The organism is Pseudomonas lalucatii (assembly GCF_018398425.1).
Taxonomy (GTDB): domain Bacteria; phylum Pseudomonadota; class Gammaproteobacteria; order Pseudomonadales; family Pseudomonadaceae; genus Aquipseudomonas; species Aquipseudomonas lalucatii.
Genome location: NZ_JADPMV010000001.1, coordinates 2,366,354 through 2,391,634, shown reverse-complemented (window position 1 = coordinate 2,391,634; position 25,281 = coordinate 2,366,354). Strand labels below are relative to the sequence as shown.

The following is a 25,281-nucleotide window of genomic DNA, read 5'->3' as shown; positions in this document are numbered from 1 at the left end:
TTAGCCGCGGCCCTTGGTGCGGGTCAGGTGCGGCACGGCGTTCTTCTCTAGGTACTCGATGATCATCCCGGCGACGTCCTTGCCGGTGGTGGTCTCGATGCCGCCCAGGCCGGGGGAGGAGTTCACCTCCATCACCAGCGGGCCGTGGTGCGAGCGTAGGATGTCCACCCCGGCCACCGACAGGCCCATGACCTTGGCGGCGCGGATGGCGGTCATGCGCTCCTCCGGGGTGATCTTGATCAGGCTGGCCTCGCCGCCGCGGTGCAGGTTGGAGCGGAACTCGCCGGGTTTGGCCTGGCGCTTGATCGCCGCGATGACCTTGTCGCCGACCACGAAGCAGCGGATGTCGGCGCCGCCGGCCTCCTTGATGTATTCCTGGACCATGATGTTCTGCTTCAGGCCCATGAAGGCCTCGATCACCGACTCGGCGGCCTTCTGCGTCTCGCACATGACCACGCCGATGCCCTGGGTGCCTTCCAGCACCTTGATGATCAGCGGCGCGCCGTTGACCATCTGGATCAGGTCGGGGATGTCGTCCGGCGAGTGGGCGAAACCCGTCACCGGCAGGCCGATGCCCTTGCGCGACAGCAGCTGCAGCGAGCGCAGCTTGTCCCGCGAGCGGGTGATGGCCACCGACTCGTTGAGGGGGAACACCCCCATCATCTCGAACTGGCGCAGCACCGCGCAGCCGTAGAAGGTCACCGAGGCGCCGATCCGCGGGATCACCGCGTCGAAGCCCTCCAGCGGCTCGCCGCGATAGTGGATCTGCGGCTTGTGGCTGGCGATGTTCATATAGGCGCGCAGGGTGTCGATCACCACCATTTCGTGCCCCCGTTGCTCGCCCGCTTCGAGCAGGCGGCGAGTGGAATAGAGACGCGGGTTGCGCGACAGGATGGCGATTTTCATGGGGCACCAGGTAGGTCGAGGAGCGAGGGTTTGTCTTGCACGTAGGTCAGCGCCGGGTTGACCACCAGCTGGCCGTCGACCAGCGCCTTGGAGCCGAGCAGCACCCGGTAGCGCATGGTCTTGCGGCAGGTCAGGGTGAATTCCACCGACCAGCTGCGGTCGCCGAGGATCAGGCTGGTGCGGATCGTGTAGCGGCTCTGCACATGGCCGGTGGAACTCTTGATCCGCTTCACCGCCACCAGCGGCGCCTCGCAGCGATGGCGCCGCTGCACCAGGGTGCCGATGTGCGCGGTGAAGCGCACCCAGTCGGCGCCGTCGCGCTCGAACGGCTGGATATCGCTGGCATGCAGGCAGGAGGTGCTGGCGCCGGTGTCGATCTTCGCGCGCAGGCCGACCATGCCCAGGTCCGGCAGGTTGATCCATTCGCGCAGGCCGATCACGCTGAGTTGGTCGAAGGTCTTCACGCGGGGCGGTATCCATTGGGCCTTGCTGACCGATAGTCCGGGAATTCTAGTTGTGCATCGGGGCAACTGCATCAGGCAGAATCGTCGGGCAGCGGCATTCTTTTGATCGAGAGAGCGATGAGCGAGAAAGACGACGACAAGGTGCGCCTGGACAAGTGGCTGTGGGCGGCGCGCTTCTACAAGACCCGCGCCCTGGCCAAGGCGGCGATCGAGGGCGGCAAGGTGCATTGCCGGGGCGAACGCTGCAAGCCGAGCAAGGAGCCGAAGCTCGGCGACGAGCTGGTGATCCGCGCCGGCTTCGACGAGCGCACCGTGGTGATCCAGGCGCTGTCGGCGGTGCGCCGGGGCGCGCCGCAGGCCCAGGAACTGTACCGCGAGACCGCCGACAGCATCGCCCGTCGCGAACTCGCCGCGGCGCAGCGCAAGGCCGGCGCCCTGGGCGTGCAGACCGACGGCCGGCCGAGCAAGAAGCAGCGCCGCCAGCTGCAGCAGTTCCGCGGCGGCCAGGACGACTGACGCGCGGCGTTCAGAGCGGGGAAATCACCCGCAGTCGCTTGAGCAGCGGCAGTCGCTGCAGCAGCCCCCACAGCAGCTGGCTGAACCGGGCCAGGCCGTTGCCGATATGCCCGGCCAACGGCGTGCAGTAGCCCCAGGCGAAGCTGGTCAGGGCGATGAACACCCCGCCGACCGCGACGTCCGCCAGCCAATGGGCGCCGGCCACCAGCCGCGGCAGCACGAACAACAGGGCCAGGCCGAAGTTCACCGCCCGTTTCCAGCCGCGGCTGAACAATCCCATGAACAGCGCCCAGAGCAGCAGCACCGAGGCGTGGTCGCCGGGGAAGCTGCGGCTGGAGCGGTCCTTGAGTTCGAACAGGCGCTCCAGTTCGGGGAAGGCGGCACTCAGGTGATAGGTGCCCGGCACCAGGGTCGAGGGGCTGGCGTGCTGCCAGTCGAGCAGGCCGACCAGCTTGTTGAACAGCACGCGCACCACCAGCAGCACCAGCAGCAGGCCGAGGAAGGTGAACAGCGCCGGGCGCAGCTCGCCCACGCGGAACACCCAGCGCGAGTTCAGCATCAGGCCGAGCATCAGCGCGCCGACCAGGGCATCGCTCAGGCGCGTGCTGGTCACGGCCCAGAAACCGTCCCACAGCGGCACCTGGCCGAGCGAGCCGTTGAGGCACTGGAACAGCCACAGGCCGGCGCCGTCCCACAGCGCGCGGCTGGCCGGCAGCAGCCAGCTGGCGAGCACGGCGGCGGCCAGCAGGTGCAGGCCGAGCAGGGCCGGCCATCGCCAAGTGGCTTGGATGCGGTTGTCTTTATCCATAGAATGTCGCTCCTCTAACCTTCCCTGATGAAATTTGCGACGCGCTTTATAGATAGGTCGCGGCGCTTTGTCATCTGTTGTTCACATCCGGTTGCCCAATGCACGATTTCGATCACACCCAGCGCTTCCTGTTCGACGACTCCGATGTTCGCGGCGAGCTGGTCGGCCTGGGCCAGAGCTACCAGCACGTGCTGGCCAAGCACGACTATCCGCAGCCGGTCGCGCAGCTGCTCGGCGAGCTGCTGGCCGCGGCCTCGCTGCTGATCGGCACCCTCAAGTTCGACGGCCTGCTGGTGCTGCAGGCGCGCTCCTCCGGCGCGGTGCCGCTGCTGATGGTCGAGTGCTCCAGCGACGGCGAGTTGCGCGGCATCGCCCGCTACCACGCCGAGCAGATCGGCGCCGCGGCCGGGCTGCTCGAGCTGATGCCCGAAGGCGTGCTGGCCATGACCATCGAGCCGAAGCAGGGCCAGCGCTACCAGGGCATCGTCGACCTGGACGGCGCCACCCTGGCCGCTTGCCTGACCAACTACTTCGCCACCTCGGAACAGCTGCCCACGCGGTTCTGGTTGTGCGCCGACGGCCAGCGCGCCCGCGGCCTGCTGCTGCAGCAACTGCCGGCCGACCGCCTGCCGGACGCCGAGGCCCGCGCGGCCAGCTGGCAACACCTGCTGACCCTGGCCGACACCCTGAGCGCCGAGGAGCTGCTCGGCCTGGACAACGAGACGTTGCTGCACCGCCTCTACCACCAGGAGGCGCTGCGCCTGTTCGAGCCGCGCCCGCTGTGCTTCCGCTGCAGCTGCTCGCGCGAGCGCTCGGCCAGGGCGCTGGTCAGCCTGGGCCAGGCCGATGCCGAGCTGTTGCTCGCCGAGCACGCCGGAGAGGTGGTGATCGACTGCCAGTTCTGCAACCAGCGCTACGCCTTCGATGCCGCCGACGTCGCCCAGCTGTTCGCCGGCGGTGGCAGCGAGGGGCCCTTGGACACGCGCCACTGAGGCGATAGCGGGCGTCTATCGGCCCGCTGGGCGGATCGGGTGCTGCCAAGGGAGGTGCTTTCTGGCATACTCCCGCGACTTTTTTATCGCTGTAGTAGTGCTCAGGCCTTAACTACAAAACGTTTGGAAGACTCGGCCGCCGGGCCGACGGGGACTCACATGACGCAAGCCAACAACGCCGTGTACACCGACATCAGCGCCGCCCAACTGGTCGAAGAAGCCCTCCGTCGTGGCGAAGGCGAACTGGCCGCCAACGGCTCGCTGGTGGTGCGCACCGGCCAGCGTACCGGCCGCTCGCCCGCCGACCGCTTCATCGTGCAGGAGCCGGGCAGCGAGGCGAAGATCGCCTGGGGCCCGATCAACCGGCCGTTCCCGGCGGACAAGTTCGACGCCCTGTGGGACCGCGTGCAGGCCTTCTCCGACGCCCAGGACAGCTTCGTCTCCCACGTCCATGTAGGTTCGGCCGAGGCCCACTACCTGCCGGTCAAGATGACCACCGCCACCGCCTGGCAGAACCTGTTCGGCCGTTGCCTGTTCATCAACCCTGAGTCCTACAACCCGGCCGCCAAGGCCGAGTGGCAGATCCTCAACGTCGCCAACTTCGAGTGCGTGCCGGAGCGCGACGGCACCAACTCCGACGGCTGCGTGATCATCAACTTCGCCGCCAAGAAGGTGCTGATCGCCGGCATGCGCTACGCCGGCGAGATGAAGAAGGCCATGTTCAGCGTGCAGAACTTCCTGCTGCCGGAGGCCGACGTGCTGCCGATGCACTGCGCCGCCAACATCGGCGAGGAAGGCGACGTCACCCTGTTCTTCGGCCTGTCCGGCACCGGCAAGACCACCCTGTCGGCCGACGAGAGCCGCTACCTGATCGGCGACGACGAGCACGGCTGGGGCGAGGGCGTGGTGTTCAACATCGAGGGCGGCTGCTACGCCAAGTGCATCGACCTGTCGGAGAAGAACGAGCCGGTGATCTGGAAGGCCATCCAGTTCGGCGCCGTGCTGGAGAACGTGGTGCTCGACGAGCAGCGCGTACCGGACTACAGCGACGACAGCCTGACCCAGAACAGCCGCGCCGCCTACCCGCTGAGCCATGTCGAGAAGCGCAGCGAGCGCAACCTCGGCGGCGAGCCGAATGCGGTGATCTTCCTCACCTGCGACCTCACCGGGGTGCTGCCGCCGGTGTCGATCCTCAACGAGGAGCAGGCGGCCTACCACTTCCTCTCCGGCTACACCGCGCTGGTCGGTTCCACCGAGATGGGCAGCGGCAGCGGCATCAAGTCGACCTTCTCCACCTGCTTCGGCGCGCCGTTCTTCCCGCGTCCGGCCGGCGAGTACGCCGAGCTGCTGATCAAGCGTATCCGCGGCTTCGGCTCCAAGGTCTACCTGGTCAACACCGGCTGGACCGGCGGCGGCTACGGCGTCGGCAAGCGCTTCAACATCCCCACCACCCGTGGGGTGATCGCCGCCATCCAGAGCGGCGCGCTGATCGGTACCGAGACCGAGCAGCTGCCGATCATCAACCTCAGCGTGCCGAAGTCGGTGCCGGGCGTGGAAACCAACCTGCTCAACCCGCGCAACACCTGGGCTGACCCGAACGCCTACGACGAGGCCGCCAAGGGCCTGGCCAAGCTGTTCATCGACAACTTCGCCAAGTTCGACGTCTCCGACGCCATCAAGAACGCCGGCCCGCAGCTCTAAGCCGCGCCCGGGTTCGCAGAAGAGGCCGCCTACGGGCGGCTTTTTCGTGTCCGCCGCCGGCCTATTCGCGCGGCGGAATGTTCAGTCCGCGGCTCACCGCCGGCCGCGCGAGGAAGGCCTGCAGCGCCCGGGTGACGTGGGCGAAGCGCTCGATCTGCACCAGCTCGCCGGCCTCGTAGAAGCCGATCAGGTTGCGCACCCAGGGAAAGGTGGCGATGTCGGCGATGCCGTAGTCCTCGCCCATGATCCAGGGCCCCTCGGCCAGGCGCCGGTCGAGCACGCCGAGCAGGCGACTGGCCTCGGCGACATAGCGGTCGCGGGGGCGCTTGTCTTCGTAGTCCTTGCCGGCGAAGCGGTTGAAGAAGCCGACCTGGCCGAACATCGGGCCGATGCCGCCCATCTGCAACATCAGCCATTGCAGCGTCTCGTAGCGCCCCCTGGCATCGCCGGGCAGCAGCTGGCCGGTCTTCTCCGCCAGGTAGAGGAGGATCGCCCCGGACTCGAACAGCGCCAGGGGCCGGCCGTCCGGGCCGTCGGGGTCGAGTATGGCGGGAATCTTGTTGTTGGGGTTGAGCGAGAGGAAGGCCGGCGACAGCTGCTCGTTGCGCTCGAAGCTGACCAGGTGCGCCTCGTAGGGCAGGCCGGTCTCCTCGAGCATGATCGACACCTTGACCCCGTTGGGCGTCGGCAGGGAGTAGAGCTGCAGCCGCTCGGGGTGAGCGGCGGGCCATTTCGCGGTGATGGGGTAGGCGCAGAGGTCGTGCATCGGGAGTCCTTGGCGGCAGTGATTGCTGGGCAAGGGGCACGATAGCGAACCCGAGCGCCTGCGGCCATGCGTTGTCCTGGGGCGGGTCAGTTTGCCGCGCCGTCGCCAGCGCTCGAGCCGGGCCCTGTCGCCGCCCGGCCCTGCGCCAGGGTCCACTGCACCAGCTCCAGGCTCAGGCGGTCCGCCGCCCGGCCGAAGGCGCTGACCAGGGCCGCCACCGAACTGTCGCTCGCCCCCTGGCGTACCTGGAAGCGGCGGCTGGCGAGGATGCGCCTGCTGCGACTGTCTACCAGGCGCGCCTCCAGGAGGATGTGGGCCTCGCCACGGCCCTCCTGGTATTCGCCGTGGAAGGCGCGCAGGTCGCCGTCCAGTTGCAGTTCGGCGCGCAGGCGATTGGTGTCGCTGCTGAGGAGGGCGATGCGGCCGTCGTCGCGGAAGCCGTCGAGCAGGCGGTCGCGCAGCAGCAGGGTGGCGCGGTCGACCCAGCGTGCGCCGTGGTAGGCACTGACCCGGTCGCCGTCCGCCAGCACGGCGATGCGCGGGCTGTCCAGCAGGGCGCCGCCGTGGGGCGTGTTCACCCGCAGGCCCCAGGCGACGCCCGCCGAGCCCTGGGCCTGGCTGGGCAGGGCGCTGGCGGGCAGGCGGTAGAGCGTCAGCGGCTCGCTCTCGGGCAGCAGCGAACAGGCACCGAGCAGGCCGGCCAGGAGCAGGGCGCAGGCTAGGCGGCTCATGGCTGGAACTCCTCGATGCGCTCGCTGCGCAGCAGGTAGCCCGCCGGGTCCTGTTCCAGGCGCCGGGAGAAGGCGCGCAGCACGGCGAGGGTGTCGCGCAGCTCCTCGACCGCCGGACCCAGCTCGCCCAGGCCCTGCAGGCCGCTGTCGAGGGCTTCGCGGTTGTCGCCGAGCAGGCGCTCGAGGTTCTCGCTGCTGCGCGCCAGCGAGGCCGTCAGGCGCGCCGTGTTGGCCAGGCTCTGGCGGCCCTCGGCGGCCAGCAGCAGGTTGAGGCCGCGCATCAGCTGCGCCGTTTCCTGGCTGGCGGCGCCGATCTGCTGCAGGGCCTGGCCCAGGCTGTCGCGCTGGGCGGCGACGCTGGCGCTGGTCTGCTCCAGGTGCTCGAGGGTGCGTGATACGCGCTGGATGTTGGCCTCGGAGAACATGCGGTCGGCGCGCTCGAGCAGGCGGGTCAGGGTCAGCAGCAGGTCGTCGCCGTTGGCCATCATCCGCGCCAGGGGCGAGGGCTCGGCGACGATCTGCGGCGGCTGCGTGCCGTCGCCGCGCAGCAAGGGGCTCTGCGGGGTGCCGCCGTGCAGTTGGATCACCGCGATGCCGGTGATGCCGGTGACCGACAGGCGTGCGCGGGTGTCCCGCTTGATCGGCGTGTGGCTGAGCACGCGGATGTGCGCGCGCACCCTGCGCGGGTCCTCGGGGTCGAGGTCGAGGCGGGCCACCTCGCCGACCGTGATGCCGCTGTACTGCACGGCGCTGCCCTTGCTCAGGCCGCTGACGGTCTCGCTGAAGATCACCTCGTAGTCGCTGAGCGCCTGGTCGGCGGTGGACTTGTTCAGCCACAGGGCGAACAGCAGCGCGGCGCCGAGGCTCAGCACGGTGAACAGACCGATCAACACATGGTGGGCACGCGGTTCCATTCAGGGCCTCCCCGGCGCGCCGTGGGCGGCCCGCTCGGCGGCGCGTCCACGGGGGCCGTGAAAGTAGTCGCGAATCCACGGGTCGTCGTAGGCCGCGACCCGCTCCAGGCGGTCGGCCACCAGCACCCGCTGGCGCACCAGCACCGCCACCCGGTCGCACAGGCTGTAGAGCACGTCGAGATCGTGGGTGACCAGCAGCACGCTCAGCCCCAGGGCATCGCGCAGGGTGCGCAGCAGGCCGTCGAAGGCCGCCGCGCCGATCGGGTCGAGCCCGGAGGTGGGCTCGTCGAGAAACAGGATCTCCGGGTCCAGGGCCAGGGCGCGGGCCAGGGCGGCGCGCTTGACCATGCCGCCGGACAGCTCGCCGGGGTACTTGGCGCCGGCCTCCAGGGCCAGGCCGACCAGGGCCAGCTTGACCCCGGCCAGGCGCTCGGCGGCGGCCCGGGGCAGGCCGGCGTGCTCGATCAGCGGCAGGGCGATGTTCTCGCTGACGGTCAGCGAGGAGAACAGCGCGCCGCGCTGGAACAGCACGCCGAAGCGCCGCTCCAGCTGTGCGCGGCGCGCCGGCGACAGGCCCAGCACCTCCTCGCCGAACACCCGCACACTGCCGCCGCTCGGGCGGCGCAGGCCGAGGATGCTGCGCAGCAGCAGCGACTTGCCGGTGCCCGAGCCGCCGACCACCCCGAGCACCTCGCCGCGCCGCAGTTGCAGCTGCAGGTCCTGGTGCACCACCTGGGCGCCGAAGCGGTTGCACAGGCCGTGCACCTCGATGATCGGCTCGGCGTTCACCAGCCCATCTCCATCAGGAACAGCGCGGCCAGGGCGTCCAGCAGGATCACCACGAAGATCGACTGGACCACGCTGGAGGTGGTGCGCTCGCCCACCGACTGGGTGCTGCCGGTGACCTTGAAGCCCTCCAGGCAGCCGATCACCGCGATCAGGAAGGCGAACAGCGGCGCCTTGCCCATGCCCACCAGGAAGTGCCGCAGGACGATGTTCTCCTGCAGGATCGCCAGGTACATGGTCGGGCCGATGTCCAGGGCCAGGGCGCAGACCACGGCGCCGCCGAGGATGCCGCTGAGCATGGCGACGAAGGTCAGGATCGGCAGGGCGATCAGCAGGGCGAACACCCGCGGCAGCACCAGCAACTCCAGCGGGCTGAGGCCCAGGGTGCGGATCGCGTCGATCTCCTCGTTGGCCTGCATCGCGCCGATCTGCGCGGTGAAGGCGCTGGCCGTGCGCCCGGCCATGAGGATGGCGGTGAGCAGCACGCCGAACTCGCGCAGGAAGGAGAAGGCCACCAGGTTGACCGTGTACAGGCTGGCGCCGTAGCCGGCCAGTACCGTGGCGCCGAGGAAGGCCACCACCGCGCCGACCAGGAAGGTCAGCAGGGCGACGATGGGCAGGGCGTTGAGCCCGCTCTGTTCCAGGTGCGCGACCAGGGCGGTGAGGCGCCAGCGGCGTGGGCGCGGCAGCACGGCGAGGATGGTGGCCAGGGTCAGGCCGATGAAGCCGAGCAGGGCCACGACCAGCTGCCACAGCGCCTCGACCGCTTCGCCGATATGCCCGAGCAGCTCGCGCAGGGTCGAGGGCCGGCGCGTCGGCGGCGGCGGGGCGGCGCCGGCCATGGCGCTGCCCACCGCCTGCAGCAGGGGGCGCGCCGCTCGGCCGCCAGGCCCGGCGCCGTGCTCGCCAGTTCGCCCAGGCGCCGGCTGCCGAGCAGCTCCACCAGCAGCGCCGCGCCCGCGGTGTCCAGGGCGCCGAGGTCCTGCAGTTCGACCGCCGCGGTCGCCGTCAGGCGGCCGCGCAGCGCCCGCACCCGGGGCTCCAGGGTGGCGTAGTGGGTCAGGGTCCAGTCGCCGCCGATCCGCAGGCCCGGAGCGGCATCCGTATCCTGGGACTGGAGCGGGGTGATGTACGGGGCGGTGCTCATAGCTCCAAGCTTAGTTCGCGCAGGTCCGCCGCGACGGATCGACGCCGAGCCGGGCGCGGGCGTCCGATCGGGACGCCATGTGATAAGACCAGGCGGTGACTCGGAAAAGTGCCGCGCTCACCCGCTTGTGGGGTTTTGCGGGCCCGCGGGCCGGGGTATTCTGCGTGACGTGCTTCACAAGTGGAGGCAGGCACGCCTCTACTCGCCTACCCGATCGTCAATGGAAGAAAGGACTCGACCATGAAAGAGCAACGCAAACTGCCGGCGCTGCGCGCCTATATCGATCAACTGCTCGGCAACGGCTGGATCATCGCCGGGCGCAGCCCTCTGGCGCTGCGCAAGGGGCGCAAGAGCTGGGTGGTGATGCACGGCATGCTGATCAGCGAAGACCTCGCCGCCTAGGCGTCTAGCGGAGACCTGAACCCATCCAGACTGCCGCGCCGCGCTCGCACCAGGGCGCCAGCGCGGCCTGGAGCAGAGGCCAATCGCCGCCTATCAGCGAGCCCGGCCCGGCTAGGGCGGCATCGATGCGCTCGATAACCTTCATCGGCCAAGGCGCATGGCGTTGTCCCGAGCCGGTGCCTAGCATGGGCGGCCTCTCACTAGGCAACCCGCAACTGGAGTGACCATGCATATCGAAGACGCCATCCGTAGCCGCCGCGCCGTCAAGGTCTATGACCCGGACTTCCGCCTCAGCCGCGAGGAGAAGGACGAACTGCTGCAGCTGGCCCTGCTGGCGCCGACGGCCTTCAACCTGCAGCACGTGCGCTTCGTCGAAGTCAGCGACCCGGCGCTGCGCGAGCAGATCCGCGAGCAGGCCTGGGGCCAGGCCCAGGTCACCGACGCGGCGATGCTGGTGGTGGTGTGCGCCCAGCTCGACAGCTGGGAGAAGAACGCCGGCCGCGTCTGGCAGGGCGCGCCGCAGGAGGTGCAGGACTACATGGCCGGCGCCATCGACGCCTACTACCGCGACAAGCCCCAGGTGCAGCGCGACGAGACCATGCGCAGCTGCGGCCTCAAGGCCCAGACCCTGATGCTCGCCGCCCGCGGCAAGGGCCTGGACTCCTGCCCGATGGACGGCTTCGACTTCGACGCCGTGGCCAGGCTGATCAACCTGCCGGACAACCACCTCATCGGCCTGATGGTCGCGGTGGGCAAGCGTGCCGTCGAGCCCAAGCCGCGTGTCGGCAAGCTGCCGTTCGACGAGCTGGTGATCCGCGACCGCTTCTGAGCCAGGGGCTGAAAGCGCCAAGGGCGTGCCGCGGGCGCGCCCTTTTGCGTTGTGCGGCCCGGTGCGGGCATCGCCCAGCGCGCTTCCAGGCAGTTGGGCGTCGAGAACAGACATTCGCGACCGGCGCCGCGGCGCTAGCTTAGCCGGGTGCTATTTCAGCCCGACCACCTTGGAGCAGACATGCAACCTATCACCGTTCTTCGCGATACCACCCCGGTTCCGGTCCTCGACGCCTGCAAGTGGGAGCGCATCGCCGGCGACCCGCACACCGTCAACCTCAACGCCTACACCTCGGAAGACGGCAAGAAGATCATGGGCACCTGGATCTGCACCCCCGGCAAGTGGCGGGTCGCCTACGACAAGTGGGAGTACTGCCACTTCCAGGAAGGCTATTGCATCATCACCCCCGACGGCCAGGAGCCGATCCACCTCAAGGCCGGCGACATCTTCGTCGTCGAGCCCGGCATGACCGGCACCTGGGAAGTGGTCGAGACCGTGCGCAAGTACTTCGTCTTCGCCTGATCTGCGTGCCAGTGGCCAGGGCGGCCGGCGCGCGGAATACCGCGCGACCGCCCTCGGCGCTGGCATGTCCGCCGCGCTTCTGGTAATCATGGAGGCGTCGGAACCGTTCACCGATTGCATCTGGCGAGAGCCGTGCGCTGCATTCCCCGTGCAGCCGGCGCCGTGACAGGAGGGCATGCAGTCGACTGGAACCCCGAGAACCGCCACACCTCGCAAGAACAGCAACGTCAGAACGAGGAAGCCCTATGCACATACAAGTGAACATCCATCAGATCGACGGCAACGCCCGGCTGCAGAACTGGGTCAGTGCGACCCTGACCGAAAGGCTGCAGCGCTACGCCGATCTGCTCACCCGCATAGAAGTGCATGTCAGCGACGAGAACGCCCACAAATCCGGCCCCGACGACAAGCGCTGCCAGATCGAGGCCCGGCCCAAGGGGCTGCAGGCCATCTCCGTGAGCCACAAGGCCCAGGACCTGGAACAGGCGGTGGACGGCGCCACGGAAAAAATGCGCCACGCCCTCGAGCACCTGATGGGCAAGCTCGAAGCCAAGGCCACGGCCAACGGACGCCTGGAAAGCCCCCGCGAAGCGCCCAGCGACGCGCTGCTGGAGGAAGAATTCCTGGCCAAGCAGGAAGAACTGGAACGGGCATAAGGCCGTACCACCCAACCGACTGACCCGAGGGGCACCCACGCAGGCGTGGGTGCCCCTTTTTAGTGGCGAAGCCTCAGCGAGCCATGGGCCGTGCAGATGGCTGCCTGTGGCGAGGTCGACTGCCGGCCTACAGCTGCAGGCAGGTCTTCCTCGCCTGGTGATTGCCGCCGAACGGCGAACACAGGCGCTGGTGCACCCGGCTGAGGAAGCCGATCTCGAACGCCCGGCGCTGCGCCCCAGGGGGCAGCGCGTCGCGCTCGATGATCAGGTTGGCCCACAGCCAGCCGCTGTCGTCGTTGCTCAACCAGGCCTGGGCGCTGGCCACGCCCCGCTCGAAGGCCGCGTGGCAGTTCACCGGCCACTTGATGATCGCGCCGCGATGGCCGTCGTGGGTCGGCAGGTGGCTGGTGCAGGGTCTATTCATCGCCAGCCCTCCCGTGGGCCTGGGCCAACGCACGGCGGTACAGCACCCGCACCTCGTTCAGCAGCGCGCGGGCGCTGCCGCAGGCCTCATGCAGCGGCCTCGCGCCGGGGCTGGGCGCCTCCATGCGCGCCAGGATGGCGAACAGCCTATGCAGCATCGCCACCCGCAACTCGGCCGCCGCCTGGAAGTGGCAGCCCTGGCCATCGAAGTGATCGAGTGGTGCGCAGCGTTTGGGGAAGGGAACGACAACGGCGTTGAATCTAGCCATGACGCACCTCCAGGCCGGAGGCGAACGACAAGACGAACAGCCCAAGGTGGAGCCCTTGGGTAAAAGGTGGATAGCGCATTCCTTATGCTCCTCGAACTGATTAAGGAGCCGCAACCATCCGTTACCACACGAATGGAGGCGGACCGTACAAGGGTGGTAAACCGGCGTCCGAGGGAACCGGCCAGGCCGAAGCCTGCCTTGCACGGCCCGCCATAACTACGCGAGAAAACAGCAGGCACAAAAAAGCGCCTGCTCTCGGCTATGGCGCTGTCGCGCCTCAGACATATACGGGTTACCACACCCGGCCACGGGGTTGACCGTGACCGGCGCACTCTAGCCCGGCGCCATGGGCAGGGCAAGCCCGAAGCAAGGAGAGAGTTTCTCCACAACAACTTGTGGCGACTTTCCCTATTCGGGTAGCTTCAACCCACGCAATGACGCACCCCGCGGGCAGGACGCCGGTTATCTTTCCCCTGTTTGCATAGACCGTTTTCAACGGAGCCATCCGCCGATGCAAAAATGGCATGCCAACGCTTGCCCAGGGTTACCGATGCGCCCCCTTGGGGCATAACCCCCCATCGGCCCCTGCCACAAGCCGAAAGCCTCAAGATAGAGAGGTTGTTCTGGCGACGGCGGGGAATGTTATCCACCAAATGGTGCGTTTAAACGCACCATTTGGTGTCTAATTTTAGTTAGAGCTAGAGCCCATGAAATCAAAAATACTGAAATTATTACAATTACTTATAGGGATTACTGTAATTGGTGCAATTGGATATGGCTCATGGGTTCTTATTAAAGAATTTTTAAGCGCACTTACAGCCGCCAGTCCAGAGATAACAGCTGCCATCATTGGTGCCATGGCCACAATACTGGTCGGTATATCAGCCGTTTTAATAAGCCAATCTCATGAGCGCAAGCGCTCTGCCGATGAAGCTCATAGGCTTAGAAAAATCGAAATATATCAAGGATTCATCGATATCATCAGCCGAATGATGGGGGCATCGAATAAAAACCTCTCACTAAAAGAGGTTGATCCGCAAGAATTGGTACATTTTGCATTCAAATTCAAATCAGACCTCTTGCTTTGGGGTTCACCAAAGGTCATAAAAGCACAAATATATTTTGAAAGTGTTTCCGGTAGTGGCGACACAAAGAAATTATTTCGCGCAGTTAACTCCCTGTACTCAGCTATACGAGAAGACATTGGTCTCAGCAACTCAGGGCTTAGCAGCCTAGAGCTTGTCAAGCTGTCCTTAAACCCTGAGGCACGAAAAGAAATAGAACAATAGCTTCAAAACTTCAACCCAACAAAACTCAAACAATAATTATGCCTGTCAACCGCTCTAACAACTGGTTCAAATCACTCGTTTCGCTCGCTGGGACGGGCTAAAGCCCGCCCCTTAACCAAACGTTAGGTGCTGGAGCGAGAAAGCACTGCCTTCAACAGAAAATGGAGATTTCTAAATTGCAGTTTGCAAAGGCATTTCAGTATAAAAAATGGGCAAACTCTGAACTGCTGGATCTCGGAGAACGCCAGCTACACTTGCTCCCGGAGAGCGATGCTGTCTTCTTTATTAGAGTCCTCAACCACACCACAGTGGTTGACAGTTTATTTATCAGCCGAATGTCAGGGACTCCTGAGATTTACTCTGCTGACAACACTCTAGAAACACCAACGTACTCAGAATTAAAAGAAAGAATTGAAAAAATGATTCGTGGCTTGTTCATTTCTCCGCCACAGCCGCCCCTGAAATATTGACCAAAATCATCTCTTTCAAATTTACTGACGGCGACTATGGAAAACTATCAGTAGAGGAGGCAATGATTCACCTATTAACTCACGGCAGTAATCACAGAGGTATGGCTTCGCGTACATTGGCATCAAATGGCCTTGAGCGTCCAAAAGACACATTCACTCGATATCTGCATGAGATAGAGCCTTTTAGAAGAGAGGAGGCTCGGTGAGCCAGCACCTAACAAGTGGTATATGGACGCTCCCCACAAGCAGTGAGGAATCGCTTTTCAAGCCTGTCGTCAGTGTGGTTGCATTCGTATATCCGGCCCGTTGTGGGCAGTAGGCCCTGGCCACTCTGTAGTTCGCGTAGCGGGGGGCAAGCGTTCAAAGGATCACCGGGATCACCGGGATCAGTAGATCACTACAATGGCGATGCCTTGCGTTGATCGAGGGCGGCAGTCAGGGAATAGGTGATAGTAATATGGAGGTTGCTAATTGAAGGGGGCGAAAGAGTTTTGGGATAAGCGTGCGCCTCGTTATGCCAGGAGTCCGGTTAGAGACGAGGCGAACTACCAAAAGAAGCTGGCGATTACGCAGGGCTATTTCCGGCCGGACTGGTCCGTGTTGGAGTTCGGTTGCGGTACTGGCAGTACGGCAATTGTCCATGCGCCCTACGTCGAGCGTATTGTCGCTACCGATATATCCAGCAAGATGCTGGATATCGCGGCACGAAAGGCAATGGCTGCAGGTGTTGAGAATGTCAGCTTCCAGCAGGGTACCCTGGACAGCCTCGAACTTGCAGCGCAAAGCTTCGATGCCGTTCTGGGGCTCAATGTGTTGCACCTTCTTGATGATGTCGATGCGGCACTCTCAAGAGTGCATGGCTTGTTGAAGCCTGGGGGCCTCTTCGTGTCCAGCACTGCGTTGGTGGGTGAGATCAATGTCTTCTGGCGCCTGTTGATTTCCACCATGCAGCTCGTCGGGTTCGCGCCTTACGTCAATCGTCTTGGCAAGCAGGCGCTTGTGTCTAAGCTGGTCGCTGCCGGTTTTAGCATTGAGTACGAATGGCTGCCTGGTAAGGGGTCGGTTTTTATCGTTGCCAGGAAGTGCACATGATCGAGGGGCTCGTGACGAGGTACTGATCGTCGGGCCGGTCAAGCCGCCCTCTCACTGGGTGTGTAAAGGGTCCACGCCCGGCAACCCGTCTGGGGGGCGTTTGGGCCCTCGCCGGGATCATCTGCACGGGCTCAGCCTGCAAGTCGAGGGTCAAGCTGACATTTGCCAAGGGGCCTCGCTGCCTGAACCGGCTAAATCGTTAGACATAAGGAGCAATTCACATGGACAAGAAGGTGAAGTTCACGGCTGGCCGCAATATCGCGATGAAGATCCCGCCGCACCAGTACGACGCGACGGTGCAGTTCTATCGCGAGGTCCTCGGGCTCAGGGAGATTTCGGAGCACGCACCCGCCGTAGGTTTTCACTTCGGCGCCAACAATCTCTGGCTCGATCGCGTTGCTGGGCTGAGCCAGGCCGAGACCTGGCTCGAGGTGATCACGGATGACATCGAAGCGGCTTCGGCGCATCTCGAAGCCGCGGGCGTAGTACGCTGCGATGAGATCGAGCCGCTGCCCCAGGGCATGCAGGCCTTCTGGATATCGAGCCCGGCAGCCATCATCCACCTGGTCTGCAAGGACTCCGCGTCCTGGTCGTGAGCCCGTCCGGTATCCCGTCCCGGCGTACCCGGCGCCGCTCAGTTGCCGGTCGGCAGCTAGGCCAGGGCGGCGCGGCGGCCGCGCTTGAGGTCGACGCTGGCGAGGATCAGCAGGCCGATGACGAAGTAGCCGCCGGTGATCAGGATCGCCAGGCGGTGGTCGCCGCCGGACAGCCAGTTGGTCAGGCCGTAGGTCATGGGGCCGAGGATCGACGACAGCTTCACCGCCTGGCCCCACAGGCCGAAGAACTCCGCCAGGCGCGTCGGCGGCGCCAGCAGGCCGACGATGGCGCGTCCGGCCGACTGGCTGGCGCCCATGCACAGGCCGGCGATATTGGCCGCCAGCCAGAACAGCGGCGGGCCCTCGGCGGCCCAGGCCAGGCCGACCATCAGCAGCCAGCCGAGCAGGGTCAGGCCGAGGGTGGCGCGGTGGCCGAGGCGGTCCTGCAGGTAGCCGAACAGCACGGCGCCGAGGGAGGCGGTGATGTTGACCAGCAGGATCAGCAGCAGGGTGTCCTGGGTGGAGAAGCCCATCGCCTGGTCGGCATAGATCGCCGCCAGGGTGATCACCGCGGCGATGCCGGCCTGGTAGCTCAGGGTGCAGGCGAGAAAGCGCAGCAGGTCGCGGTAGCGCCCGGCCTCGCCCAGGGTGCGGGCGAGGCGCCGCCAGGCCACCGCCGCGTTGTGTCGGGCGCCGGGCTGGGCAACTGCGGCCGGGCGCGCTCGCCCAGGAACAGGAAGGTCGGCAGGCTGGCCAGGGCGAACAGCGCCGCGGTGATCAGCATGCACAGCGGCACGAACTGCGCCGCCACCTGGCCCTGGGCCTGGGCCCAGGCGACATAGCCGAGACTGGCGCCGAGACTGACCAGGCCGCCGAGATAGCCCAGCCCCCAGCCCCAGCCGGAGACCCGGCCGATGGCGTCCTCGCGGGCGATCTCCGGGAGGAAGGCGGCGATCAGGTTCTCGCCGCAGCCGAAGCAGAAGTTCGACAGCACGATGAACAGCACGGCCAGGGCCAGGGCGCCCGGGCCGGCCAGGGCCAGGCCGGCGGTGGCGGCGACGCAGCCCAGGGTGCTCAGCAGCAGCAGGCGTTTCTTGCAGGCGAAGGCGTCGGCATAGGCCCCCAGCAGCGGGGCGGCGACTATCACCAGGAGGTAGGACAGCGACAGGGCGCTGGTCCAGGCCAGGGTGGCCCAGGCGGCCCCGCCGGCCACTTCGGCGACGAAGTAGGCGCTGAACACCGCGGTGATCACCACCGTGGTGTAGCCGGAGTTGGCGAAGTCGTACATCGCCCAGGCCCAGGCTTCGCGGCGGGTCACGCCGCGGGCGAGGCTGGCAGGCATGGCAGGTTCTCCATGGGTGGCGCTGGCACGGGCAGCGGTCGTTCCGGCAAGCCTAGTCCCGGCTGGCGGGCTCGGCGAGAGCACCCCCGGCTATAACCGCGGGCCTGTTATGGGGGAGGGTTATTATCGCCGCCGCCGGCAAAGGGTTATGGTGCTTAGGCGTGGGCCGTCGCCAACGACGGCCCAGTGAATGAGGGGTCGCCGATGAGTCGCCTGCCTCATGCAACATCCGTCGACACCGACGCCCCGGGGGCTGCGGAGAAGCTCCTGGGGATCGTCCGGCAAACCGTGCTGGAGCTGCGCCCGCATGCCGCAGAGGGCGCCCCCATCGGCCTGCACAGCGTCCTCGACCGCGACCTGGGCCTGGACAGCCTGGCCCGCGTCGAACTCTGGTCGCGCATCGAGCGCGAGTTCGGCGTGCGCCTGCCCGAGGCGCTGTTCGCCACCGCCGACACCCCCCATGACCTGCTCGAGTTCTGCGCGCCCAGGCCGACGGGGCGGCGGCCGAACGCGGCTCGCCGAGCCCACGCGGGTCACCCTCGACGAGGACCTGCACACCCGAGCGGCGCAGAGACCCTGATGGAGGTGCTCGACTGGCACGTGCGCCAGCACCCGCAGCGCTGCCACGTGCGCCTGCTGGGCGACGGCGATGCGGTCGAGGCGATCAGCCACCTGGCGCCGCAGCAGGGCGCCACGGCCGTCGCCGCCGGCCTGGTGCAGCGCAGCGCGGCCTGGAGGCCGGGCAGCGGGTGGCGCTGATGCTGCCGACCGGCCGCGACTTCCTCTTCGGCTTTCGGCATCCTCCTGGCCGGCGGCGTGCCGGTGCCGATCCGGCCCGCCCATGCGCCTGTCGCAGATCGAGGACCACCTGCGTCGCCAGGCCGCCATCCTCGGCGCAATGCCGGGGGCGAGCATGCTGATCACCGTCAGCGAGGCTGCTTGCTCGCCCGCCTGCTCGGGCCGCAGGTGCTCGAGCCTGAGGGAGATCCTCGGCGTCGCCGAGCTGGCAGGCTGGCGCCGGCCTGCAGCCGTTGCGGCCGGCGACCTGGCCTTCCTGCAGGCACCTCCGGCAGCACCGGGCAGCCCAAGGGGGTGATGGTCAGCCATGCCAACCTGCTGGCCAACCTGCGGGCCATGGGCACGGCGCTGCGGGTGGACGCCGAGGACGTGTTCGTCAGCTGGCTGCCGATGTACCACGACATGGGCCTGATCGGCGCCTGGTTCGGCAGCCTGTACTACGGCTTCGAGCTGGTGCTGATGTCGCCGCTGGCCTTCCTCGCCCGCCCGGCCCGCTGGCTGCGGGCGATCCACCAGTACCGCGGCACCCTGTCGGCGGCGCCGAACTTCGCCTACGAGCTGTGCTTGAGCAAGCTCGATGCGGCGGACCTGGAAGGGCTCGACCTGAGCCGCTGGCGCCTGATCCTCAATGGCGCCGAGCCGGTCAACCCGGACACCCTGGAGCGCTTCGCCGAGCGCTTCGCCGCCTATGGCCTGGCGCCGACGGCGCTGACCCCGGTGTACGGCCTGGCCGAGGGCACCCTGGGCGTGGCCTTCCCGCCGCTGGGCCGTGGCCCGCAGGTCGACTGGGTGCGGCGCGAGCCCTTCCAGGCCAGCGGCCGCGCCGAGCCGGTCGCGCCGGGCGGTGGACGCCTTTGCGCTTCGTCTGTTGCGCCGGCCATGCCGCATCAGCTGCGGGTGGTCGATGCCCAGGGGGTGGAGCTGCCCGAGCGCACCGAGGGCCGCGTGCAGTCTGGCGCCGTCGACCACCGCCGGCTACTTCGGCAACCCGCAGGAGAGGCGGGTGCGCCATGGCGCCTGGCTCGACTCCCTCGACCTGGGCTACATGGCCGCCGGCGAGCTGTACCTCAGCGGCCGCGCCAAGGACCTGATCATCCGCGGCGGGCGCAACATCTATCCCTACGACGTGGAAACCGCCGTGGGCAACCTGCAGGGCCTGCGCAAGGGCTGTGTGGCGGTGTTCGGCAGCGGCGACGCGGCCGGTGGCAGCGAGCGCCTGGTGGTGCTGGCCGAGACCTGCGAGCAGGATGCCGACGCGCGGCGCGGCCTGCGCCAGGCGATCAACCGGGTGGCCCTGGACCTCACCGGGGTGCCGCCGGACGACATCGTCCTGGCGCCGCCGCACAGCGTGCTGAAGACCTCTCCAGCGGCAAGATCCGCCGCGCCGCCAGCCGCGAGCTGTACGAGCGCGGCGAGGTGGGTGCCGCGCCGCGCGGTGGCGCCAGCTGCTGCGCCCGTTGGCGTCGTGCGCCCAGGCCGGGCGCCTGGCGCGGCGTTCTGCCGTCCTGTGCTACGCCGGCTACTCTGGGCGCTGCTGCTGGGCTTCGCCAGCCTGACCTGGCTGGCGGTGGCGCTGTTGCCGAAGCGCAGCTGGTGTCGGCGGCTGGTGCGCCGCTCGGCCCGGCTCTTCCTGCACCTGGTCGGGGTGCCGCTGCAGGTCAGCGGCCTGGGCCAGTTGCGCCTGCCGGAGGTGCGGGTGCTGGTCGCCAACCACGCCAGCTACCTGGACGGCCTGGTGCTGTGTGCCGTGCTGCCACCGGGTTTCGCCTTCGTCGCCAAGCGCGAACTGGCCGGGCAGTTCATCGCCGGACGCTTCCTGCGCCGGCTCGGCACCTGCTTCGTCGAGCGCTTCGACCCGCAGCGCAGCGCCGCCGATGCCGAGGCCCTGGGCGCGGCGCTGGAGAGCGGGCAGTCGCTGGTGTTCTTCCCCGAGGGCACCCTGAGCCGCGAGCCGGGCCTGCAGGCGTTCCGCATGGGCGCCTTCGTCCTGGCCGCGCGCGCCGACGTGCCGTTGCTGCCGGTGGCCCTCGGCGCACGCGCGCATGGTGCTGCGCGACGGTCAGTGGTTCCCCCATCGCGGCGCCGTACGGGTGGAACTCTGTGGCCAGTTGCTGGCCGACGGGCCCGGGAGTGGCTGGATGCGACTGCTGCGCACAAGGCGCGGGCGCCGCTGTTGCGGCGCCTGGATGAGCCTGATCGGCTGCGCCTGGCCGGCTGAGGCGGGCGCGCAGAAGCGCGAAAGCCCGCGCTGGGCGGGCTTTCGGCAGGGGCGGGCACTCAGTGGTGCTTGTGTTTGTGCTTGTGTTTCTTGTGGCCGTAGTGATGGCCGTTGTCGCCGTGGTAATGACCGCCGTCGTCGCGACGGCTGCCGTTACTATCCGCTGCCCAGGCGCCGGCGGCGCCACCCAGGCCGGCACCGATGGTCGAGCCGGGTGCTGCCGCCGAGCTTGCCGCCGATCACTGAGCCGCCGGCGGCACCCAGGCCGCCGCCCAGGGCCGCCTCGGTCTTGTTGCCGTCGCGGGATCACGCCGCCGGCCGCGCCAGCCGAGGCGGCGCCGACGGCGGCGCTGGTGCTGCCGCCGACCTGCTGGGCTGATGACGCTGCCGGGAGGGCGCCGCCGCCGATGCCGCTGCCGATGGCGACCTGTTGCTGTCGCCGGCGAAGGCGTTGCCGCCAGGGCGCTGAAGGCCAGCGCGGAAAGGAGTGTGCGCATTAGATCGTTCTCAAGAGGGTAATGGGGAGCGGGACCGGGCGCGGCCTCGCCGGATCAATCGTCGTGGTCATGGCCGTGGCCGCGGTGCCAGCCATGGCGCTTGCCATGTTTGCGGTAGTGGCGGTGGCCATGGCGGTCGTCGCGATAGTAGCGGCGGTCGTCGTGGTAATGACGACGATCGTCGTCGTAGCGGCTGGGTTGCCGTAGTAGTTGCCCAGGGCACCGCCGCCGCCGCTGCCGATCGCGGCGCCGATCAGGCCGCCGGTGGTGCCGCCGACCTGCTGGCCGATGATGCTGCCGGCGCCGCCCAGGGGCGCCGCCGGATACCGCCCGGTGTGCTGCGGCGGTTCGGCGCCGACCGCGCTGCCGGCCGCACCGCCGACCCCGGCACCGATGGCCGCGCCGGTATTGCCGCCGACCTGCTGGCCAACCACGGCACCCAATACCCCGCCCAGGGCGCCGCCGATGCCGGCTTCGCTACTGCCGGCGAGCACGGTGCCGCTGGCCAGGCTCAGGGACAACAGGAGGATCGAGGAGTAGTTCATGAGGATGAGGGCCTCTGTGTGGACATGGCGGCGATCCTCGGGCCGCTGCGAGGTGCGCGCAAGCACCTGCCGACGAGCTGCATGACTTTGTTCTCAGTTGCTAAATATTTGTTTTTTGAGGAGAACTTCGGCGAACGGTGGCGGTCTGAGGCTTCTTGGTCGCGCCCCGGCAGGGCTGAGTGACTGTGCTCGAGCGATGGCGTTATGCCGGTATCGGCGCGCGGTTATAGCGGGCTCTCCTTGCGCCACTGCTCCAGCGCCTGGGGCAACGGCAGCACCGCACCCGGGCGGCTCAGGGTGTAGCCGGGCAGCTGGGCGATGCGGCCCTGGAACTCGGGGTTCTGCAGCACCCTGAGCAGGGCGCCCATGGCCGGCAGCTCGAGGCTGTCCTCGTGGCACAGCAGGCAGTAGTTTTCCCGGGCCATGGGGATGAAGGTCAGGCCGAACTGGCGCGCCGCCGCCTCGACGCCGAAGCCGGCGTCGGCCATGCCGCTGGCGACGTAGGCGGCCACGGCGGCATGGGTGAACTCTTCGTTATGGAAACCGTTGATCAATGCGCTGTCCAGGTTGTCGCGGCGCAACAGGCTCTCCAGCAGCATGCGCGTGCCCGAGCCCTGCTCGCGGTTGACGAAGCGCAGGTCGCCGCGTAGCAGGTCGGCCAGGTCCCGCACGCCGCCTGGGTTGCCGGGGGCGAGGATCAACCCCTGGGTGCGTTCGACGAAGGTGATCACCCGCAGGTCCGGGCGCAGCCAGGGCTGGATGCGCTTCAGGCTCAGGGCGCCGAGGGGGCCGACCGGCACGTGCAGGCCGGCCACCTCGCAGTCGCGGCGGTGCAGGGCGATCATCGCCTCGCTGCCGCTGCGAAACTGCAGTTCCCACTGCCAGCTGGGGTCCTGTTCCAGCCACTCGCGCAGCGCCGCCACGGCGAAGCCATGGCTGGCGAAGATGCGCAGCCCGGGGTTGCTGGCCTGCAGCACCCGGTTGAGTTCCAGTTCCAGTTCGCCGGCCAGGTTGTCCAGCTGCGGCGACAGGCGGGCGCGGATGCGCTGGTCGGCCCACAGCAGTTTCTCGCCGAGCGGCGCCAGGCGCGCGCCCTTGCCCCGCTCCAGCTCGATCAGCGGGCTGCCGAAGAAGGCCTGCCACTTGCCCAGCAGGTTCCAGGCGTGGCGGTAGGAGTAGCCGACCCGGGCGGCGGCCTCGGTCAGCTTGCCGGTGTCGTGCACCGCCTGCAGCAGGGCCAGGCCCTGGGGGTCGAGGCTGCTGCCGTCGCTCTGGTGGAAGCGCCAGCGCGGTTGGATTTCGATGCGGATCATATGATCAGGGCTTCATATTTGTTCGAGGGGGAGCCCATGGTACTTTGCGTTATCGGGCCTGTTCTGCGTCCGAGTATAAGAACTTTATTTCATATGTGGCGAGCCGTAAGGCGACCGCCAGAGATAACCGGCCCATAAACCGTGAATGGACCGCGTCATCTCCCCGACAGCACCGGCTAAGCCTGCCGGCTGGAGCATCGCACATGGCCACTCTTCCCCAGCGCTTCGACCCCGAACAGTGCCAGGCCGTTACCCGTGAGGTACTGGCCGCGCACCGCGGGCAACCCGGCGCCCTGCTGCCCATTCTCCACGACATCCAGGACCGTCTCGGCGCCGTGCCGCCCGAGCTGCTGCCGCTGATCGCCGAGGAGCTCTGCCTGTCGCGCGCCGAGGTGCACGGGGTAGTCAGCTTCTACCACGACTTCCGCGCCAGCCCGCCCGGCCGCCAGCACCTCAAACTGTGCCAGGCCGAGGCCTGCCAGTCGATGGGGGTCAAGGCGCTGACCGTCGAGCTGCAGGACAAGCTCGGCCTGCAACTGGGTGAGACCCGCGAAGACGGCAGCCTGACCTTCGAGCCGGTGTACTGCCTGGGCAACTGCGCCTGCGCGCCGAACGCCATGCTCAACGGCGAGCTGCACGGTCGCGTCGACGCCGAGGGCCTGCTGGCTCTGCTGGCAGAACAGGAGGCACAGGCATGAGCGAGAACAGCATGAGCGCAGGCACCCTGACCGTTTACGTCCCCCGCGACGCCACCGCCCTGAGCCTGGGCGCCGACCGGGTGGCCCAGGCCATCGCCGCCGAGGCCAAGGCGCGCAACCTGGAGATCAAGCTGGTGCGCAACGGCTCGCGCGGGCTGTTCTGGCTCGAGCCGATGGTCGAGGTCGCCACCCCGGCCGGTCGCGTGGCCTATGGCCCGGTCAAGGCCAAGGACGTGGCGGGGCTGTTCGACGCCGGCTTCCTCGAAGGCAAGGCGCATGCCCTGGGCCACGGCCTGACCGAGGAGATCGACTACCTCAAGCGCCAGGAGCGCCTGACCTTCGCCCGCGCCGGCATCACCGACCCGCTGTCGCTGGACGACTACATCGCCCACGACGGCTACCGCGGCCTCAAGCGCGCCCTGGGCATGAGCCCCGAGGCGATCGTCGCCGAGGTCACCGAATCCGGCCTGCGCGGCCGTGGCGGCGCGGCCTTCCCCACCGGCATCAAGTGGCGCACCGTGGCCGGCTGCGAGGCCGCACAGAAGTACATCGTCTGCAACGCCGACGAGGGCGACTCCGGCACCTTCTCCGACCGCATGGTGATGGAAGACGACCCCTATGTGTTGATCGAGGGCATGACCATCGCCGGTCTCGCCGTTGGTGCCACCATGGGCTACATCTACCTGCGCTCCGAATACCCGCATGCCGAGGCGACGCTGCAGGCGACCATCGCCAGCGCCTACGCCGCCGGCTACCTGGGCGACGACGTGCTCGGCAGCGGCAAGGCCTTCCACCTGGAGCTGCGCCGCGGCGCCGGCGCCTACATCTGTGGCGAGGAAACCGCGCTGCTGGAGAGCCTCGAGGGCAAGCGCGGCACCGTGCGGCCGAAGCCGCCGTTGCCGGCCATCGAGGGCCTGTTTGGCCAGCCGACGGTGATCAACAACGTGATCTCCCTGGCCTCGGTGCCGATCATCCTCGACAAGGGCGGCGCCTACTACAAGGACTACGGCATGGGCCGCTCGCTCGGCACCCTGCCGATCCAGCTGACCGGCAACATCGCCCGCGGCGGCCTGATCGAGAAGGCCTTCGGCGTCACCCTGCGCGAGCTGCTGTATGAATACGGCGGCGGCTCGGCCAGCGGCCGGCCGATCCGCGCGGTGCAGGTCGGCGGCCCGCTGGGCGCCTACCTGCCGGAGTCGCAGTTCGACACCCCGCTGGACTACGAGGCCTTCGCCGCCCTCGGCGCGGTGCTCGGCCACGGCGGCATAGTGGTGTTCGACGACAGCGTCGACATGGCCGACATGGCCCGCTACGCCATGGAGTTCTGCGCGGTGGAATCCTGCGGCAAGTGCACGCCGTGCCGGATCGGCTCGACCCGCGGCGAGGAGCTGCTCGAGCAGATCATCGTGGCCCGCTCCGAAGGGCCGCAGCCGGGTCGCATCGAGCTGCTCAAGAGCCTCTGCGACACCATGCTCGGGGCCTCGCTGTGCGCCCTCGGCGGCATGACACCCTACCCGGTGCTCAGTGCCATCAACCACTTTCCCGAGGACTTCGGGGCGTCGTCAGACGCCACCGAAGCCCGCTGATCCGG

28 protein-coding genes and 4 pseudogenes are annotated in these 25,281 nt (G+C 67.7%); 17 read left to right on the top strand and 15 right to left on the bottom strand.

Features of this window, described 5'->3' with window-relative positions; genetic code table 11:
* Together rimK and rimB are read right to left on the bottom strand one after the other, a co-directional pair.
* A complete protein-coding gene (rimK, locus tag I0D00_RS10905) occupies window positions 1-906 on the bottom strand; it encodes a 30S ribosomal protein S6--L-glutamate ligase (RefSeq protein WP_213639738.1) in 906 nt (301 codons plus the stop codon).
* Entirely contained in the window at window positions 903-1,370 is a 468-nt protein-coding gene (gene rimB / locus I0D00_RS10900; RefSeq protein ID WP_476748430.1) for a retropepsin-like aspartic endopeptidase RimB, read from the bottom strand. The genes rimK and rimB overlap by 4 nt, the downstream gene beginning before the upstream one ends.
* Before the next feature lie 117 nt (window positions 1,371-1,487).
* On the opposite strand from rimB, the gene I0D00_RS10895 reads away from it, so the two are divergent.
* The gene (locus I0D00_RS10895) at window positions 1,488-1,886 is read left to right on the top strand and encodes an RNA-binding S4 domain-containing protein (protein WP_213639736.1); all 399 of its coding nucleotides are present in this window, start codon (window positions 1,488-1,490) and stop codon (window positions 1,884-1,886) included.
* A 10-nt stretch (window positions 1,887-1,896) separates the two neighbouring features.
* On the opposite strand, the gene I0D00_RS10890 is transcribed toward I0D00_RS10895, so the two are convergent.
* Window positions 1,897-2,694 carry a phosphatase PAP2 family protein gene (locus I0D00_RS10890; RefSeq protein ID WP_213639735.1) on the bottom strand — a complete coding sequence of 266 codons (798 nt, stop codon included), beginning with the start codon at window positions 2,692-2,694 and terminating at the stop codon, window positions 1,897-1,899.
* Window positions 2,695-2,792: 98 nt separating this feature from the next.
* On the opposite strand from I0D00_RS10890, the gene hslO reads away from it, so the two are divergent.
* Window positions 2,793-3,686 carry an Hsp33 family molecular chaperone HslO gene (hslO, locus tag I0D00_RS10885; protein ID WP_213639734.1) on the top strand — a complete coding sequence of 298 codons (894 nt, stop codon included), beginning with the start codon at window positions 2,793-2,795 and terminating at the stop codon, window positions 3,684-3,686.
* Window positions 3,687-3,845: 159 nt separating this feature from the next.
* On the top strand, window positions 3,846-5,387 hold the full coding sequence (locus tag I0D00_RS10880) for a phosphoenolpyruvate carboxykinase (RefSeq protein WP_213639733.1): 1,542 nt from the start codon (window positions 3,846-3,848) through the stop codon (window positions 5,385-5,387).
* A gap of 61 nt (window positions 5,388-5,448) precedes the next feature.
* Here the strand turns inward: I0D00_RS10880 and I0D00_RS10875 are convergent, their stop codons facing one another.
* The 5 genes and pseudogenes from I0D00_RS10875 to I0D00_RS10855 all read right to left on the bottom strand — a co-directional run bounded on the left by I0D00_RS10875 (window position 5,449) and on the right by I0D00_RS10855 (window position 9,731).
* The gene (locus tag I0D00_RS10875) at window positions 5,449-6,153 is read right to left on the bottom strand and encodes a glutathione S-transferase N-terminal domain-containing protein (protein ID WP_213639732.1); all 705 of its coding nucleotides are present in this window, start codon (window positions 6,151-6,153) and stop codon (window positions 5,449-5,451) included.
* An 86-nt stretch (window positions 6,154-6,239) separates the two neighbouring features.
* The gene (locus tag I0D00_RS10870; protein WP_213639731.1) at window positions 6,240-6,884 is read right to left on the bottom strand and encodes an ABC-type transport auxiliary lipoprotein family protein; all 645 of its coding nucleotides are present in this window, start codon (window positions 6,882-6,884) and stop codon (window positions 6,240-6,242) included.
* A complete protein-coding gene (locus tag I0D00_RS10865) occupies window positions 6,881-7,798 on the bottom strand; it encodes an MlaD family protein (protein WP_213639730.1) in 918 nt (305 codons plus the stop codon). The genes I0D00_RS10870 and I0D00_RS10865 overlap by 4 nt, the downstream gene beginning before the upstream one ends.
* Window positions 7,799-8,587, bottom strand: a complete 789-nt coding sequence (locus I0D00_RS10860; RefSeq protein WP_213639729.1) for an ABC transporter ATP-binding protein — start codon at window positions 8,585-8,587, stop codon at window positions 7,799-7,801.
* Window positions 8,584-9,731, bottom strand: a pseudogene (locus tag I0D00_RS10855) (MlaE family ABC transporter permease). Before I0D00_RS10855 ends, I0D00_RS10860 begins: the two are co-directional and overlap by 4 nt.
* A 240-nt stretch (window positions 9,732-9,971) precedes the next feature.
* Between I0D00_RS10855 and I0D00_RS10850 the strand changes: the two are divergent.
* The 4 genes from I0D00_RS10850 to I0D00_RS10835 all read left to right on the top strand — a co-directional run bounded on the left by I0D00_RS10850 (window position 9,972) and on the right by I0D00_RS10835 (window position 12,140).
* Window positions 9,972-10,133, top strand: coding sequence for a hypothetical protein (locus tag I0D00_RS10850; RefSeq protein WP_213639728.1), 162 nt, complete (start codon window positions 9,972-9,974; stop codon window positions 10,131-10,133).
* A gap of 226 nt (window positions 10,134-10,359) precedes the next feature.
* Window positions 10,360-10,962 carry a nitroreductase family protein gene (locus I0D00_RS10845; protein WP_213639727.1) on the top strand — a complete coding sequence of 201 codons (603 nt, stop codon included), beginning with the start codon at window positions 10,360-10,362 and terminating at the stop codon, window positions 10,960-10,962.
* A 180-nt stretch (window positions 10,963-11,142) separates the two neighbouring features.
* The gene (locus I0D00_RS10840) at window positions 11,143-11,484 is read left to right on the top strand and encodes a cupin domain-containing protein (RefSeq protein WP_213639726.1); all 342 of its coding nucleotides are present in this window, start codon (window positions 11,143-11,145) and stop codon (window positions 11,482-11,484) included.
* Between the two features lie 245 nt (window positions 11,485-11,729).
* Window positions 11,730-12,140 carry an HPF/RaiA family ribosome-associated protein gene (locus tag I0D00_RS10835; RefSeq protein ID WP_213639725.1) on the top strand — a complete coding sequence of 137 codons (411 nt, stop codon included), beginning with the start codon at window positions 11,730-11,732 and terminating at the stop codon, window positions 12,138-12,140.
* Window positions 12,141-12,267: 127 nt separating this feature from the next.
* Here the strand turns inward: I0D00_RS10835 and I0D00_RS10830 are convergent, their stop codons facing one another.
* Complete coding sequence (locus I0D00_RS10830) at window positions 12,268-12,564, bottom strand: LasR-specific antiactivator QslA (protein WP_213639724.1); 297 nt, start codon at window positions 12,562-12,564, stop codon at window positions 12,268-12,270.
* Entirely contained in the window at window positions 12,557-12,832 is a 276-nt protein-coding gene (locus I0D00_RS10825) for a hypothetical protein (protein WP_213639723.1), read from the bottom strand. Before I0D00_RS10825 ends, I0D00_RS10830 begins: the two co-directional genes overlap by 8 nt.
* Window positions 12,833-13,539: 707 nt before the next feature.
* On the opposite strand from I0D00_RS10825, the gene I0D00_RS10820 reads away from it, so the two are divergent.
* From I0D00_RS10820 to I0D00_RS10800, 4 genes are all read left to right on the top strand, one after another.
* On the top strand, window positions 13,540-14,121 hold the full coding sequence (locus I0D00_RS10820; protein ID WP_213639722.1) for a hypothetical protein: 582 nt from the start codon (window positions 13,540-13,542) through the stop codon (window positions 14,119-14,121).
* A 176-nt stretch (window positions 14,122-14,297) separates the two neighbouring features.
* A complete protein-coding gene (locus I0D00_RS10815) occupies window positions 14,298-14,591 on the top strand; it encodes a DinB family protein (RefSeq protein ID WP_213639721.1) in 294 nt (97 codons plus the stop codon).
* 471 nt (window positions 14,592-15,062) lie between these two features.
* Window positions 15,063-15,683, top strand: a complete 621-nt coding sequence (locus I0D00_RS10805; protein ID WP_213639719.1) for a class I SAM-dependent methyltransferase — start codon at window positions 15,063-15,065, stop codon at window positions 15,681-15,683.
* Between the two features lie 221 nt (window positions 15,684-15,904).
* On the top strand, window positions 15,905-16,279 hold the full coding sequence (locus tag I0D00_RS10800; protein WP_213639718.1) for a VOC family protein: 375 nt from the start codon (window positions 15,905-15,907) through the stop codon (window positions 16,277-16,279).
* 56 nt (window positions 16,280-16,335) lie between these two features.
* Here the strand turns inward: I0D00_RS10800 and I0D00_RS21515 are convergent, their stop codons facing one another.
* Both I0D00_RS21515 and I0D00_RS21510 read right to left on the bottom strand, forming a co-directional pair.
* A complete protein-coding gene (locus I0D00_RS21515; RefSeq protein ID WP_338050408.1) occupies window positions 16,336-16,953 on the bottom strand; it encodes an MFS transporter in 618 nt (205 codons plus the stop codon).
* Complete coding sequence (locus I0D00_RS21510) at window positions 16,872-17,621, bottom strand: MFS transporter (protein ID WP_246533204.1); 750 nt, start codon at window positions 17,619-17,621, stop codon at window positions 16,872-16,874. Before I0D00_RS21510 ends, I0D00_RS21515 begins: the two co-directional genes overlap by 82 nt.
* 204 nt (window positions 17,622-17,825) lie before the next feature.
* Between I0D00_RS21510 and I0D00_RS10790 the strand changes: the two genes are divergently transcribed.
* The 4 genes and pseudogenes from I0D00_RS10790 (at window position 17,826) to I0D00_RS10775 (ending at window position 20,637) form a co-directional block, all read left to right on the top strand.
* Window positions 17,826-18,380, top strand: coding sequence for an acyl carrier protein (locus tag I0D00_RS10790; RefSeq protein ID WP_213639717.1), 555 nt, complete (start codon window positions 17,826-17,828; stop codon window positions 18,378-18,380).
* An 82-nt stretch (window positions 18,381-18,462) separates the two neighbouring features.
* The gene (locus I0D00_RS10785) at window positions 18,463-18,717 is read left to right on the top strand and encodes a hypothetical protein (RefSeq protein ID WP_213639716.1); all 255 of its coding nucleotides are present in this window, start codon (window positions 18,463-18,465) and stop codon (window positions 18,715-18,717) included.
* Window positions 18,717-19,304: pseudogene (locus I0D00_RS10780) on the top strand (AMP-binding protein); the annotation flags it as partial. The gene I0D00_RS10785 and the pseudogene I0D00_RS10780, both read left to right, overlap by 1 nt.
* Window positions 19,305-19,422: 118 nt before the next feature.
* Complete coding sequence (locus tag I0D00_RS10775) at window positions 19,423-20,637, top strand: 1-acyl-sn-glycerol-3-phosphate acyltransferase (protein WP_213639715.1); 1,215 nt, start codon at window positions 19,423-19,425, stop codon at window positions 20,635-20,637.
* Between the two features lie 59 nt (window positions 20,638-20,696).
* On the opposite strand, the pseudogene I0D00_RS21505 reads toward I0D00_RS10775, so the two are convergent.
* The 3 genes and pseudogenes from I0D00_RS21505 to I0D00_RS10765 form a co-directional block, all read right to left on the bottom strand.
* Window positions 20,697-21,087: pseudogene (locus tag I0D00_RS21505) on the bottom strand (hypothetical protein); the annotation flags it as partial.
* Window positions 21,088-21,188: 101 nt separating this feature from the next.
* Window positions 21,189-21,679, bottom strand: a pseudogene (locus I0D00_RS10770) (glycine zipper domain-containing protein).
* A gap of 224 nt (window positions 21,680-21,903) precedes the next feature.
* Window positions 21,904-22,992, bottom strand: coding sequence for a substrate-binding domain-containing protein (locus I0D00_RS10765; RefSeq protein ID WP_213639714.1), 1,089 nt, complete (start codon window positions 22,990-22,992; stop codon window positions 21,904-21,906).
* A 203-nt stretch (window positions 22,993-23,195) separates the two neighbouring features.
* Between I0D00_RS10765 and I0D00_RS10760 the strand changes: the two genes are divergently transcribed.
* A complete protein-coding gene (locus I0D00_RS10760; RefSeq protein WP_213639713.1) occupies window positions 23,196-23,690 on the top strand; it encodes a formate dehydrogenase subunit gamma in 495 nt (164 codons plus the stop codon).
* Window positions 23,687-25,276 (top strand): formate dehydrogenase beta subunit, encoded by a 1,590-nt coding sequence (locus tag I0D00_RS10755; protein WP_246533203.1) that lies wholly within the window; start codon window positions 23,687-23,689, stop codon window positions 25,274-25,276. Before I0D00_RS10760 ends, I0D00_RS10755 begins: the two co-directional genes overlap by 4 nt.
* The last annotated feature ends 5 nt before the right edge of the window (window positions 25,277-25,281 follow it).